Source organism: Telluria mixta, from assembly GCF_029223865.1.
GTDB lineage: Bacteria > Pseudomonadota > Gammaproteobacteria > Burkholderiales > Burkholderiaceae_D > Telluria > Telluria mixta.
The window spans coordinates 3950697-3964592 of the sequence record NZ_CP119520.1 but is presented as its reverse complement, the minus strand read 5'-3'; the positions used below and the strand labels follow the sequence as shown (position 1 = coordinate 3964592).

10 protein-coding genes are annotated in these 13896 nt (G+C 67.7%); all 10 read right to left on the bottom strand.

Annotation, left to right across the window (positions count from 1 at the left end; genetic code table 11):
• Positions 1-82: 82 nt before the first annotated feature.
• Positions 83-4963, bottom strand: a complete 4881-nt coding sequence (locus tag P0M04_RS17580; RefSeq protein WP_281042037.1) for a DUF4347 domain-containing protein — start codon at positions 4961-4963, stop codon at positions 83-85.
• A 113-nt stretch (positions 4964-5076) separates the two neighbouring features.
• Positions 5077-6300 carry a glycosyltransferase gene (locus tag P0M04_RS17575; RefSeq protein ID WP_259447790.1) on the bottom strand — a complete coding sequence of 408 codons (1224 nt, stop codon included), beginning with the start codon at positions 6298-6300 and terminating at the stop codon, positions 5077-5079.
• A gap of 69 nt (positions 6301-6369) precedes the next feature.
• Positions 6370-7179 carry an AraC family transcriptional regulator gene (locus tag P0M04_RS17570; RefSeq protein ID WP_259447791.1) on the bottom strand — a complete coding sequence of 270 codons (810 nt, stop codon included), beginning with the start codon at positions 7177-7179 and terminating at the stop codon, positions 6370-6372.
• 3 nt (positions 7180-7182) lie between these two features.
• On the bottom strand, positions 7183-7635 hold the full coding sequence (locus P0M04_RS17565; RefSeq protein WP_259447792.1) for an FKBP-type peptidyl-prolyl cis-trans isomerase: 453 nt from the start codon (positions 7633-7635) through the stop codon (positions 7183-7185).
• A 15-nt stretch (positions 7636-7650) separates the two neighbouring features.
• Positions 7651-8247, bottom strand: coding sequence for a MarC family protein (locus P0M04_RS17560; RefSeq protein ID WP_259447793.1), 597 nt, complete (start codon positions 8245-8247; stop codon positions 7651-7653).
• Positions 8248-8344: 97 nt separating this feature from the next.
• Positions 8345-8887, bottom strand: a complete 543-nt coding sequence (locus P0M04_RS17555; protein WP_036240089.1) for a phosphoribosyltransferase — start codon at positions 8885-8887, stop codon at positions 8345-8347.
• A gap of 75 nt (positions 8888-8962) precedes the next feature.
• Positions 8963-10276, bottom strand: coding sequence for an adenylosuccinate synthase (locus P0M04_RS17550; protein WP_371877234.1), 1314 nt, complete (start codon positions 10274-10276; stop codon positions 8963-8965).
• Positions 10276-11430: an ATP phosphoribosyltransferase regulatory subunit gene (locus tag P0M04_RS17545; RefSeq protein WP_259447795.1), complete on the bottom strand. Its 1155-nt coding sequence runs from the start codon at positions 11428-11430 to the stop codon at positions 10276-10278. The genes P0M04_RS17550 and P0M04_RS17545 overlap by 1 nt, the downstream gene beginning before the upstream one ends.
• Positions 11431-11603: 173 nt before the next feature.
• Positions 11604-12482: a protease modulator HflC gene (gene hflC / locus P0M04_RS17540; protein WP_259447796.1), complete on the bottom strand. Its 879-nt coding sequence runs from the start codon at positions 12480-12482 to the stop codon at positions 11604-11606.
• On the bottom strand, positions 12482-13894 hold the full coding sequence (gene hflK, locus P0M04_RS17535) for an FtsH protease activity modulator HflK (RefSeq protein ID WP_259447797.1): 1413 nt from the start codon (positions 13892-13894) through the stop codon (positions 12482-12484). Before hflK ends, hflC begins: the two co-directional genes overlap by 1 nt.
• Positions 13895-13896: the final 2 nt, after the last annotated feature.

The window sequence follows — 13896 nt, the reverse complement described above, 5'->3', positions numbered from 1 at the left end:
GACCCACGGTTCCTGGACTGGACATCGGGCAACGATGGCCAGTATATACCCAGGAAGTCCGCAGGAACCGGCTTGCTCTGCCTCAGACTACCGTGAAGTCGGTGTTGGCAAGGGCCAGGTTAACGCCGACCACGGCGAACTGCACCGCGACGCCGGCACCCGATCCGTCGGCGTCGTAGTACAGGGCCCCGGTGGCCTTGTTGTACAGGATGAAGTCATCCGCATCGAGGGCCGCCGACCCGATCACCTTGAAGTTGCCGGCGCCGAGCGTACCCGTCGTCAGCAGCTTCGTGAAGATCGCGTTTTCCAGCCGGATCTTGTCCTCCCCTTTCGTGAAGTCTTCGATCCGGTCGACGTTGCCGCTCAGCGCCGTCGTGAAGGCGAACACGTCGCTGCCGGCGCCGCCCACCAGCACGTCGTTGCCGCCCATGCCGTCGAGGACGTCGACGCCCTCGCCGCCATGGATCACGTTGCCGCCGGCATTGCCGGACAGGATGTCGTTGTAGTCCGACCCGATCAGGTTTTCGATGTTGATCACGGTATCCGCGCCGGAAATCCCCGCCGCCGTCGTCTTCACCCCGGCCGCGCCCAGCGTCAGCGTCACACCCGTCGTGCCGGACGTGGTGGCCGTCTCGAACGACAGGGTGTCGATGCCCGCGCCGCCGTCGATTGCGTTCACGCCGGAACCGGCGACGATCAGGTTGTTCAGGGCGTTGCCCGTACCGTTGATGGTACCGCCCAGCAGCGTCAGCTCCTCGACGTTGGCTGCCAGCACGTAGCTGACCGATGTCACCACCTGGTCGATCCCGCCGCTTGCCAGCGCATTGGTCTCGGTCACGACGTCGCCGGCATTGTCGACGTAGTACGTGTCGCTGCCGTCGCCGCCGCTCATTGCGTCGATGCCGCTGCCGCCGTCCATGGTGTCGTCGCCGGCGTCACCGTTGAGCCGGTCGGCGCCGCCCGCGCCGACGAGCACGTCGTCGCCGTCGCCGCCGGTCAGGGTGTTGTCCGACGCATTGCCGGTCAGCTTGTCGCCGAAGCGCGAGCCCGACACGTCCTCGATGCTGACGAGCGTGTCGGTGTGGCCCCAGTTGTCGGTGGCGACGCCGGTCGCCAGGTTGACCTTCACCCCCGAACCGGTGATGGGCTGGTTGCCGTAATCGTTGAAGTAGGTGACCTGGTCGCGGCCTGCGCCGCCGTCGATCGTGTCGTTGCCCGTGCCGCCGGAGAAGCGGTCGGCGCCGGCCCCGCCCTGCAGGACGTCGCTGCCGTTGCCGCCGTCGAGCCAGTCGTTGCCGTCGCCGCCGGCCAGCGTGTCGTTGCCGTCGTCGCCCCACAGGTTGTTGTCGGACGCATTGCCCGTGATGCTGTCGCCATAACGGGACCCGGTCACCTCTTCGATGGAGATGAGCTTGTCGGTATTGCCCCAGTTGTCGGTCGCGGTCCCGGTCGCCAGATCGACGACGACGCCCTTGCCGGTCGCGGGGATGCTGCCATAGTCACTGTAATACGTGAGGCGATCCGAGCCGTCGCCGCCATCGATCGTGTCGTTGCCGGCACCGCCGGACAGTTGGTCGACCCCGGCACCGCCCTGCAGGCTGTCGGCACCGATGCCGCCGTCGAGCCAGTCGTTGCCGGCGCCGCCCGCCAGCGTGTCGTTGCCCTCGTTGCCCCACAGGTTGTTGTCGGACGCGTTGCCCGTGAGGCTGTCGCCGTAGCGCGAACCGGACACATGTTCGATGCCGGCGAGCGTGTCCGTATTGCCCCAGTTATCGGTGGCGGTGGCGGTTTCCAGGTTGACGATCACGCCCTTGCCGGTCGGAGCGATATCGCCGTAGTCGTTCGAATACGTGACCGTGTCGCCGCCGTCGCCGCCGTCGATGGTGTCGTTGCCGGCGCCGCCCGAGAGCTGGTCGGAGCCCGCGCCGCCCAGCAGGCTGTCGGCACCCGCGCCCGCGTCGAGCCAGTCGTTGCCGGCGTCGCCGGACAGCGTGTCGTTGCCGTCCATGCCCCACAGGCTGTTGTCGGACGCGTTGCCGGTGAGGCTGTCGGCATAGCGCGAACCCTGCACGTTCTCGATCGCGACCAGTTTATCGACGTTGCCCCAGTTGTCGGTGGCGACGCCCGTGAGCAGGTTGACGGTCACGCCCTTGCCGGTCGGGGTGATGTTGCCGTAGTCATTGCTGTAATTGGCGGTGTCGGTGCCGTCGCCGCCGTCGAGCGTGTCGTTGCCGGCGCCGCCGGACAGTTGGTCGAAGCCCAGGCCGCCCAGCAGGCTGTCGGCACCGGCGCCCGCGTCGAGCCAGTCGTTGCCGGCATCGCCGGACAGCGTATCGTTGCCGTCGTTGCCGTACAGGCTGTTGTCGGAGGCGTTGCCGGTCAGCTTGTCGGCATAGCGCGAACCCTGCACGTCCTCGATGTTCACGAGCTTGTCGGTGTTGCCCCAGTTGTCGATGGCTACGCCCGTGAGCAGGCTGACGGTCACGCCCTTGCCGGTCGGGGTGATGTTGCCGTAATCGTTGGCATAATTGGCCCCGTCGCGGCCATCGCCGCCGTCGAGCGTGTCGTTGCCCGCGCCGCCCGACAACTGGTCGCCATCGGCGCCACCCGCCAGGCTGTCGGTACCGGCGCCGCCGTCCAGCCAGTCATAACCGCCGCCGCCGACGATCGTGTCGTTGCCTTCGTCGCCATACAGGCTGTTGTTCCCGGCGTCGCCGGTCAGGCTGTCGCCATAGCGCGAACCCGACGCGTTCTCGATGCCGACGAGTTTATCGGTATTGCCCCAGTTGTCGGTGGCGGTCCCGGTCGCCAGGTTGACGGTCACGCCGTTGCCGGTCGGGGCGAGGTTGCCGTAGTCGTTGAAATACGTGGCCGTGTCGCTGCCGTCGCCGCCGTCGAGCGTGTCGTTGCCGGCGCCGCCGGACAGCTGGTCGTAGCCCGCGCCGCCCAGCAGGCTGTCGGCACCCGCGCCCGCGTCCAGCCAGTCGTTGCCGTCGTTGCCGGACAGCGTGTCGTTGCCCTCGTTGCCGTTCAGGCTGTTGTCGGATGCATTGCCGGTGATCGTGTCGGCATAGCGCGAACCACCCACGTCCTCGATGCCCACGAGCTTGTCGACGTTGCCCCAGTTGTCGGTGGCCACGCCGGTGACGAGGTCGACCGTCACGCCCTTGCCGGTGATGGCCGGGCCGCCGTAGTCGTCCGAATAATTGACGCGGTCGCGCCCGTCGCCGCCGTCGAGCGTGTCGTTGCCGCTGTTCCCGGTCAGCATGTCCATGCCGCCGCCGCCCGCCAGGCTGTCGTTGCCTTCCTGGCCCCACAGGTAGTTGTCGTTGGCGTCGCCCGTGATGACGTCGGCGAAGCGCGAGCCGGTCACCTCTTCGATGCCGACGAGTTTATCGGTATTGCCCCAGTTGTCGGTGGCCACGCCCGTCGCCAGGTTGACCGTCACACCCTTGCCCGTGAGGCCGACGCCGTTGTACTCGTTGTTGTAGTTGACGCGATCGCGGTCGGCGCCGCCGTCGAGGGTGTCGTTGCCGGCACCGCCGGTCAACTGGTCGAAGCCCAGGCCGCCCAGCAGGCTGTCGGCACCGGTGCCGCCGTCGAGCCAGTCCTGGCCGGCGTCGCCGGACAGCGTGTCGTTGCCCTCCTGGCCCTGCAGGTTGTTGTCGCCCGCGTTACCGGCGATCGTGTCGGCAAAGCGCGAACCGCCCACGTCCTCGATGTTGATGAGCGTGTCCGTATTGCCCCAGTTGTCGGTGGCGACGCCGGTGGCCAGGCTGACCGTGACGCCGACGCCCGTGACCGGCACGTTCGAGAAGTCGAAGGTATCGTCCCAGTAGTTGGCGGTGTCGCGTCCGCCGCCGCCGTCGATGGTGTCGTTGCCGCTGCCGCCATAGAAATTGTCGCTGCCGGCGCCGCCCGTGAGCTTGTCGTTGCCGCCGCGGGCGAACACGTACCCGCCGAGGTCGGACAGCTGGACGACGTCCGCGCCCATGCCCGTATGGACGTTGCGGATGCCCGTCAGCGTATCGGTGCCGATGTCCGCGCCGAAGGCCGTGCCGTTCTTCAGGTCGACGGTGACCGTGGTACTGTTCCCTTCGTACATGACGACGTCGTCGCCACCGCCGCCGTTGACGGTGTCGTTGCCCTTGCCGGGACGGAACCAGTTCGTGCCGGCCGAGCCGATCAAGGTGTCGGCATACGCGCTGCCGGTGATGTGCTCGATCCCGATCAGCGTATCCGTCTTGCCCCAGTTGTCCGTGGCGGTACCGGTGCCCAGGTTGACGGTCACGCCGGCCGCGCCGTTCGAATAGTCGACGGTGTCGCCGTATGCGCCGTCGGCGCCGCCGTCCATCGTGTCGCTGCCGTCACTGCCGACGAGGACGTCGTCGCCGACGCCGCCCGACATCGAATCCGCCCCCGAGGTGCCTTCCAGGCGGTCGTTATTGACCGTGCCCGTGACGGTCGCCAGCGTGCCGGCAAAGGCCGGGGCCGCAAGCGGCCGGGCCATGATCGTGCCGACGTGCGTGTCGAGCCGCCAGTTCCCGCCCAGCGCAGCGGCGCCGACCAGGCCGGTCGACGCGGCCACGTCGCTTCCCGTGTAACCGGACAGCCGCTCCAGGAAGGCCGCACCGGCGTCGCCCTGGCCCACTTCGCAACCGTACAGCAGGATGTCGCCCGCAACCGCCAGGCTGCGGCCGATGGCGGCGAGTTCGGTCTCATAGTGCGCGAGCACGCCGGCCGTCACGGCCGTGCTGCCCAGTACGATCTGGCCGGCGCTGCCGTGCGAGACGATGTGGATGGCGGCGAGATCGCGCTCGGCCGCCAGCGCGGCGGCGATCTGGACGAGGCCGTCCTGTGCACCGTCCAGCACGACGACGCGTGCCTGGCCGGCAGCGGCCGCAATGTCCTCCCAACCGGAGACGGCGGGGTCGATGACAAGCACTTCACGGGAATAGTTCATGGACTCTCTCTGTATTTATTTTTGATCTGGAAATTATAACTGTCAAAATTTCCGAAATGCAATTGACTTAGGGTTTAGACAAAAAAAGAAGAGACCAGGAACAAAAAACAACGTCAGATATCCAGCAGCCGGTCGACGGCCATGCGGACGCCATCTTCCTCCCGCATCGCCTGCCCCACGCGCCGTGCTTCCTCGCGCATGGCCGGCTGCGACGCCGCAGCCACGGCCTGCACGAGGCGCGCGCTGTCGAGCCCGGCCGCCGGACAGGTCGCGGCGATCCCCCGCAGCGCCATGCGCCGCGCCCAGAAGAACTGGTCGCCGGCGAACGGCACGACGACGGACGACACGCCCGCGCGCGCCGCGGCGTGGCTCGTGCCCGCGCCGCCGTGATGCACGACGAGCGCCGTGCGCGGGAACAGCCAGTCGTGCGGCGTGTCGTCCAGCACGAACACGTCGGGCGGCAGATGGGCCGGATCGATGCCGCTCCAGCCCGGATGGAACAGCACGCGCCGTCCGCTTGCGACGGCCGCGATCGCATCGACCAGCGTGCCCCGATCGATGCCCGCCATGCTGCCGAAGCCGATGTAGACGGGCGCAGGCCCCGCTTCCAGGAAGTCCAGCAAGGCGCGCGGCGGTTCGTAGCCCTGCCCGGCCGGCAACTGCCAGACGCCCGTGACCGCGACGTTCGGCGGCCAGTCGGCCGGACGCGCCAGCAAGGTGGGCGAGCAGCCGACGAGCAGCGGCATGTCGCGCCACGGCGCCCTGCGCGGCGGCGCGCCGAACACCCGCGCGCGGGCACGGTTCAATTCAGGGCCGAACATAGCCCACGCCATCCGTTCGAACGCGCGGTGGGCCAGCATATTGGCCCAGCCGGGCAGACGGTGCCTGTTCAGGAACGGCGGCGCGAATTCGCGCGTGGGCGTCATCGGCCACATCGCGGCGCCGATGCACGGCATGTTCAAGCCCTCCGCCACCGCCAGGCCGACGAATCCGGCGAGGCCCGAATACACGAGCAGGTCGCTCCCGCGCGCGGCCGCGCAGGCGGCTTCCATCCACGGCAGCGTGTTGTCGCGCGCGAGCGTCGCGCACGCGCGCATGAGCCGGGACATGCTGGCGCCGTCTTTCAGCAGCGCGCCGAACGCGCCGCCCGGCTGGAACGCACCGCGCATGTCGCCGGCGAGCGCCGTGAAAGGAATGCCGAGGGCGGCCGCGCGCGGGGCGCCCGCCACGTCGGCCAGTACGTGCGCCTCATGGCCCCGGTGGATGACGTCGCGCGCCAGCGCCAGCAGCGGCCGGGTATCGCCTTCGGTGCCGTAGGTGAGAAAGGTGATCTTCATGGTCGTGCCTCTTTCGGAAAGGCACGATTTTCGCCAGCGGATGTCAGCCCGGCTTGTATAAATCCGACATCAAAGCCGATAGGGCCAGTACTCGGGATCGTTATCGATGTGCTCTTCCAGCCGGGACGGCGGCAGGAAGGCGAGCTCGCGCAGTTCGCGCGCCATATGGGCCTGGTCGGCATAACCCAGTTCCGCGGCCAGGTCCGCGAGCGAGCGTGCCGGCGCATCCGGATCGCGCAACGCGTACACGGCGGCGTTCATGCGCTGCAGGCGGCGCGCCTGCGCCGGGCTCAGTCCCACGCGGGCCCGGTATTGTCGCTGCGTCTGGCGCTCGCCGACGCCCAGCTCGGGCGCGGTGGCGGCGATGCTGCGCAGGCTCGCGCCGAGCTCCGCATCCCAGCGTCCGCGCACGGCGCGCCAGCGCTCACCGAGCCGCGCTTCGATCCACGCCGCCTGTGCGGCTTCGTCGGCGCACGCGCGCAGTGCCTGCGGCCAGTCCGCCCAGGTTTCGTCGAGCAGGCCGTCGGCGGGGTCGTTGCGGTCCTGGAGTGCCGCCGGCGCGAGCCCCGTCAGCAGCGCGAAGGCATCGGGATACAGCACGATGCCCACCGTGCGCAGCGGCGCCAGCGTGAGCGACGCGATCGGCCGCGTGCGCGGCCCGGACACGATCAGGTCGGACATGGCGCGCAGTTCGCCGTCGTCGCCGGGCAGCGCGGCGGCGCCCTCCGTGAAGAAATTCAGGCTGCAGTACACCATCGCCGGGAACCGGTTCAGCTGCGGCTGCGCGGGCGGCCACGGCTCGTCCACGGTCGAATAGAAGCCGATGCCGTGCAGGGCCTCGGCCAGCTCGCCCTGCGGATGGTGCATCCAGGCGTGCATGGCTCACTGCACGTCGAGCAGCTCGACGTCGAAGATCAGGTTGGCGTTCGGCGGAATCGGGCCGGCGCCTTCCGCGCCATAGCCCAGCGCGGCGGGAATCACGAGCGTGCGCTTGCCGCCCACCTTCATGCCCTCGACGCCCTGGTCCCAGCCCGGGATCACCATGCCGCTGCCGAGGCGGAACGTGAACGGCTTGCGGCCGATGGAGCTGTCGAATTTTTCGCCGTGATGGTCGGGCGCGTCCGGCAGGTACAGCCAGCCCGTGTAGTTCACGGTGGCGTGGGAGCCGGCCCTGGCCTCGGTGCCCGTGCCGACGGTGGTGTCGATCTTCTGGAACTGGATGGCGGAGGTGTCGGCCTTCAGCGGCGCGGACGGGGCCTCTTCCCTGCGCTTGCAGGCGGCCAGGGACAGTACGAGGGCGAGGCCGAGGAAACCGGCGCGGATCATCGGGGTCATGGTAAATCCTTGTGGTTATAAAGTCTTGACGAAGGCGCGCACGCCGCCCAGCAGCATCTCGATCGACATGGCCGTCAGGATCAGGCCCATCAGGCGCTCGAACGCCGTCATGACCTGCGTGCCGAGCACCTTCTGCAGGCGCTCGGCGCCGAGGAAGACGGCGAGCCAGATGATGGCGACGGCCGCCAGCGCGGCCACGTGCACCATCACCTCCTCCATCGATTGCGACGTGAACAGCAGCACGGTCGCCAGCGCGGACGGTCCGGCCAGCGCGGGGATCGCAAGCGGCACGATGAACGGCTCGCCGCCTTCGCTGCGACCGAGCACACCGTCCGGGTGCGGGAAGATCATGCGGATGGCGATGATCAGGAGGATGACGCTGCCGCCGATGCGCAGCGAGATGTCGGTCAGTTGCAGCGCCGCGAGGAAGTGCCGGCCGAAGAACATGAAGAGCAGCAGCAGGAGAAAGGCGATCGCGCATTCGCGCACGACGATGCGCGGGCGGCGGGCCGGGGCCACGTCCTTCAGCGCCGTCACGAACAGGGGAACGTTGCCGAAGGGGTCGGTGACCAGCAGCAGCAGGATGAAGGTCTGGAAGAAGCTCTGGGTCATGGGTCGTTGTTATTGTTCTGGCAGGTATGATCTTAACCGATCAAATGAAAAAGGGCGGCACCGCGGTGTCGCCCTTTTCGTTCCATCCGTTCCCGGATCAGTTCTGCTCGAACTTCTTCAGCCAGGAAGACAGCTGATGCGGACGCAGCCCGTCGTAATCCTCGAACGGCTGGTGGATCCACGGATTGTGCGGCAGGTCGACCAGGTGGTAATCCGGCTTGATCGACGACGTGCCCTTGACCCAGATGACGGCCGAACGCACTTCCGTCACGTCCTGGTAGTTCTCCTGCAGGTGCTCGCGCACGCGCATCAGGGTGACGCCCGAATCGGCCAGGTCGTCGACCAGCAGGATGCGGCCGGCCAGCGGGCCCTTGGTCATCGTCATGTACTTGGCGATGTCCAGGTCGCCCTGCTTCGTGCCCGCTTCTTCGCGGTACGAGCTGGTCGACAGGATCGCCAGCGGCACGTCGAAGATGCGCGAGATCGCGTCGCCCGGGCGCACGCCGCCGCGCGCGAGGCACAGCACCATGTCGAACTTCCAGTTCGATTCGTACACCTTGAGCGCCAGGCGCTCGATCAGGCGGTTGTATTCATCCCAGGAGACCCACAGGTCCTTGTCGGTCGATGGAGGCGTCGTCATTTGGATTATCCCTAGTTTCTGCTTGTGGCTGACGTCCGCGCCGCGCGGGTGGCGTAACGCGGACGATGTTTCGTATCAGGCTGCGAACGGGTGGCGCAGCACGATGGTTTCTTCGCGGTCCGGGCCGGTCGACACCATGTCCACCGGGATGCCGACCAGTTCTTCGATGCGCTTGATGTAGGCGCGGGCGTTGGCCGGCAGGTCGTCCATCGACTTGGCGCCGACGGTGGTGCCCGTCCAGCCCGGCATCTCTTCGTACACCGGCACGCAGGCCGCGGCTTCTTCCGCGCCGACCGGGAAGATGTCCACGTCGCGACCGTCGATCTTGTAGCCGGTGCACAGCTTCAGCGTTTCCAGGCCGTCCAGCACGTCCAGCTTGGTCAGGCACATGCCGGACACGCCGTTGATCTGCACGGAGCGGCGCAGCAGCGCGGCGTCGAACCAGCCGCAGCGGCGGGCGCGGCCCGTCACGGTGCCGAACTCGTGGCCGATGCGCGACAGGTGCTCGCCCACGCCGGCGTCCGTCGGCAGTTCCGACGGGAACGGGCCCGAACCCACGCGGGTCGTGTAGGCCTTGGTGATGCCCATGATGTAGTGCAGCATGCCCGGACCGACGCCCGAACCGGCGGCGGCGTTGCCGGCCACGCAGTTCGACGAGGTGACGAACGGGTACGTGCCGTGGTCGACGTCCAGCAGCGAGCCTTGCGCGCCTTCGAACAGCAGGTGGCCACCGGCGTTATGCGTCGCGTACAGCGCGGACGACACGTCGCCGACCATCGGACGCAGGCGCGGCACGAGGGCCATCGCGTCGTCGTACACCTTCTGGAAGTCCAGCGCCTGGCCGCCCAGGAAGCCGGTCAGCACGAAGTTGTGGTATTCCAGGTTCTCGCGCAGCTTCTCGGCAAAACGGGTTTCGTTCAGCAGGTCGGCGATGCGGATCGCGCGGCGCGCGACCTTGTCTTCGTAGGCCGGGCCGATGCCCTTGCCCGTCGTGCCGATCTTGTTCACGCCGCGCTTCGCTTCGCGGGCGACGTCGATGGCGACGTGGTACGGCAGGATGACCGGGCAGGCTTCCGAGATCTTCAGGCGCGAGGCGACTTCCACGCCGGCCGCTTCCAGCTTGTCGATCTCGCGCATCACGTCCGGTACGGAGACGACGACGCCGTTGCCGATGTAGCAGGCCACGCCTTCGCGCATGATGCCCGACGGGATCAGTTGCAGCGCGGTCTTCTGGCCCTTGATCACCAGCGTGTGGCCGGCGTTGTGGCCACCCTGGAAACGCACCACGCCGGCGGCATGGTCGGTCAGCCAGTCGACGATCTTACCCTTGCCTTCATCGCCCCACTGGGTGCCGATGACAACGACGTTCTTAGCAGTATTTGACATCATTAACCTAAGTTTTTGAGAATCCAATTTCCTTGTTCGAGGACGAGCACACGGTCGCACTCGAACTCGTCCTGTACATTGTCGTGACCCGGCATGGACTGGATCACCACTTCGCCCGCTTTGCGCAGTTCAGCGATTTTTTCGCGCAGCTCGGGCGCGTTGCCCCAGGGGGCACGAATGGAATGCTTGCGCTCGGCCGTCGGCAGCAGACGGGCCAGTTCGCGCAGGTCGAGCGAGAAGCCCGTGGCCGGACGCGCGCGGCCGAAGGCTTCGCCCACGTGATCGTAACGCCCGCCGCGCGCGACGGCGTTCGGCAGGCCCGGCACGTACAGCGCGAACATGGCGCCGCTTTCGTACTGGTAGCCGCGCAGGTCGGCGAGGTCGATGGCGATCTGGGCGCGGCCCAGCGCGGACCCGGCCAGCGCGGCGAGTTCCGCCAGCGCGCGGGCGATGCCCGGCAGCGCCGGCAGCACCTCTTTCGCACGCGCGAGCACGTCGATGTCGCCGTACAGGTTCGGCAGCGCCAGCAGCGCGGCGCGGGTCTGTTCGTTGTAGTTGGCCGTCGCTTCTTCCAGGCCCGGGACGTCCTTCGAGCGCAGCAGGGTGTACAGCAGCTGCTCGTCGCGCTTGGCGGCGGCATCCTCGGCGAGGATGGCGCGCAGCACGCCCACGTGCGACAGGTCGAGGCGCGGCTGTTCGAAGCCGGCCAGCGCCAGCGATGCCAGCGCCAGTTCCTGGATCTCCGCATCCGCTTCGAGGCCGGCGTGGCCGTAGATCTCCGCGCCGATCTGCAGCGGCTCGCGCGTCGCGTGCAGGCCGGAGGGCTGCGTGTGCAGCACGCTGCCGGCATAGCACAGGCGGGTGACGGTGTCGCGGTTCAGCAGGTGGGCATCGATGCGGGCGACCTGCGTCGTCATGTCGGCGCGCAGGCCGAGCAGGCGGCCGCTCATCGAATCGACGAGCTTGAAGGTGCGGAGATCGGTGTCCTGTCCGGCGCCGGCCAGCAGCGAATCGACGTATTCGAGCAGCGGCGGCATCACGAGTTCGTAGCCGTAGGTACGGAAGGTGTCGAGCATCAGGCGGCGCAGCTCTTCGATCTTGCGCGCTTCGGACGGCAGGACGTCGGCGATATTCTCGGGCAGGAGCCAGGTGGGCATGGGCAAAGCGGGTCGGGTTATTAAAAGTCGGACAACATTCGGGCAGCATGAACGCGGCTTTGCACGCGTTCGTTCCGCCGAATCGACGATTTTAACCGAAAACGCGGGTCGGTTGGCGATGAAACGAATGCCAACGTTGCCGATACTCCACGACCGGCGCGCTCATTTCCCTATTACTTACCTGCGCCGGGGCCCTTGAAATACTTGAAGAACTCGGAGTTCGAGTCGATCACGATCACGTCGTTGCGCCCCTTGAAGGTGGCCTTGTAGGCCTCCATCGAGCGGTAGAACCGGTAGAACTCGGGGTTCTTGCCGAACGACTGGGCATAGATCTGCGACGCCTGCGCATCGCCTTCTCCCTTGATCGTCTCGGCATCGCGCTGGGCGTCGGCGACGATCACGCTGCGCTGGCGCTCGGCGTCGGCGCGGATCGTCTCCGCCTCGGCCACGCCGGTCGCGCGGAGTTCGTTCGCCACGCGCACGCGGTCGGCCTTCATGCGTTCGTAGACGGCGTTGTTGACCTGGTCGATGAAGTCGATGCGCTTCAGGTGCACATCGACGACTTCCACGCCGAGGTCTTTCGCGCCACTGGCCAGGTCGGCACGGACGGCGTTGGCGACGTCCGTGCGCTTGCCGCCCGTCAGCACGTCGGCCAGGTTGCGTTTGCCGATCTCGGCCGTAAGCGCATTGCGGACGAGCTGGTTCAGGCGCTCGCCGCCGCGGTCGGCGTTGCTGCCGATGGCGATCACGTACTGGCGCGGATTCACGATGCGCCATTTGACGAACGCATCGACGAGCAGGTCCTTCTTTTCCGCCGTCAGGTAGCGTTCGCCGTCCGGCGTGTCCAGCGTCTGCAGGCGTTTATCGAGGAAGACGACATTCTGGAACGGCGGCGGCGCCTTGACGTTCAGGCCCGGCTCCTGGATGACCTCGCGCAGTTCGCCGAGCGCGTACACGACGGCATAACGGTGCTGGTCGACGACGAACACGGACGACGACACGAGCGCCACCGCGATGGCGGCGCCGAGCAGGCTGGCTAACAGGCGGCTCATCAGCGGCTCTCCCTTTCGCGGCCCGTGTCGCGGCTGCGCAGGTCGTGCGTGCGGTTCGATTCACCGGCCGCCGCGGCTTCCGGTTGCGGCTGCGCGGCCTGTGCTTGCGGCTGCGGCTGCGCTTGTTGCTGTGCTTGTGGCTGCGGCTGCGGCTGCGGCTGCGCCGGATTCTGCTGGGGCGCCATCACCGGACCGGAATTGGCGCCGCGCGCCGCCTCGTTGGCCGTCGACTGGGCCAGCAGGCGGTCGAGCGGCAGGTAGATCTGGTTGGTGCCGGTCTTGGCGTCGATCATGACCTTGCTGGTACTGGAAAGAATTTGCTGCATCGTCTCGATATACATGCGGTCGCGCGTGACGGCCGGGGCTTTCGCATACTCGGCCACGATCTTGTCGAAGCGCGCGGCATTGCCGGTCGCGACACTCACGACGCTGGCGCGGTACGCTTCCGCATCCTGCAGCAGGCGGGCAGCCTTGCCCTTCGCCTGCGGGATGACCTCGTCGGCAAACGCCTGCGCTTCGGTGCGCGCACGAACCCGCTCTTCCTGCGCCTTGCCGGCGTCCTCGAACGCGGCGGCGACCTGGTCGGGCGGCTGCACGGACTGCATCGTCACCCCGACGATCTCCGCGCCCATCTTGTAACGGTCGGCCAGGCGCTGGACCGCTTCGCGGGCTTGCACCGCCAGCTTGTCGCGGCCCGTGTACAGGACGGTGTCCATCCTGTTCTGGCCGACGAGTTCGCGCACGACGGTCTCGGCCGAGTCACGGATGGTCTCGACCTGGTCGCGGTTGTTGAACACCCAGGCGACCGGGTCCTTGATCTTGTACTGCACGGAGAACTGGACGTCGACGATGTTCTCGTCGCCCGTCAGCATCAGCGCCTCGCTCGGCTGCTTGTTGCGCACGTTGGCGCGGTAGCCGATCTCGGCCGTCTGCACCTGGGCCGTGTTGACGGTCTCGTGCGACTGGAACGGCGCCGGCCAGCGCCAGTTGAAGCCGGCACCCGTCACGTGCGACAGGCGGCCGAACGTCGTCACGATGCCCACCTGCCCTTCCTGCACGATGAACGCGCCGCTGGCGAGCCAGATCAGGAGGGCGATGGCGCCGACGACGGTGGCCGTCAGGCCGACGCCGCGCGCGTCCGGACGGAACGGGCCGCCGTCGCCGCCGCGCTTGCCGCCGAACAGGCGGTTCAGGCGCTGATTGAAGTCGCGCCACAGCTGGTCGAGATCGGGCGGACCGTCGCTGTCGTTCTTGTTGTTATTGTTCGGGCGGCGTCCCTCGTTCGACTTGGGATCGTGGCCCCAGCGTGGATCGTTGAGGGAAAAAAGCGGCACGCCGGCCTTGCGCGCGCCGGCGTGACGACCGGTCGGCGCCAGCCGCGCGCCGATCCGTTTGATCAGAGAAACAAGCATAG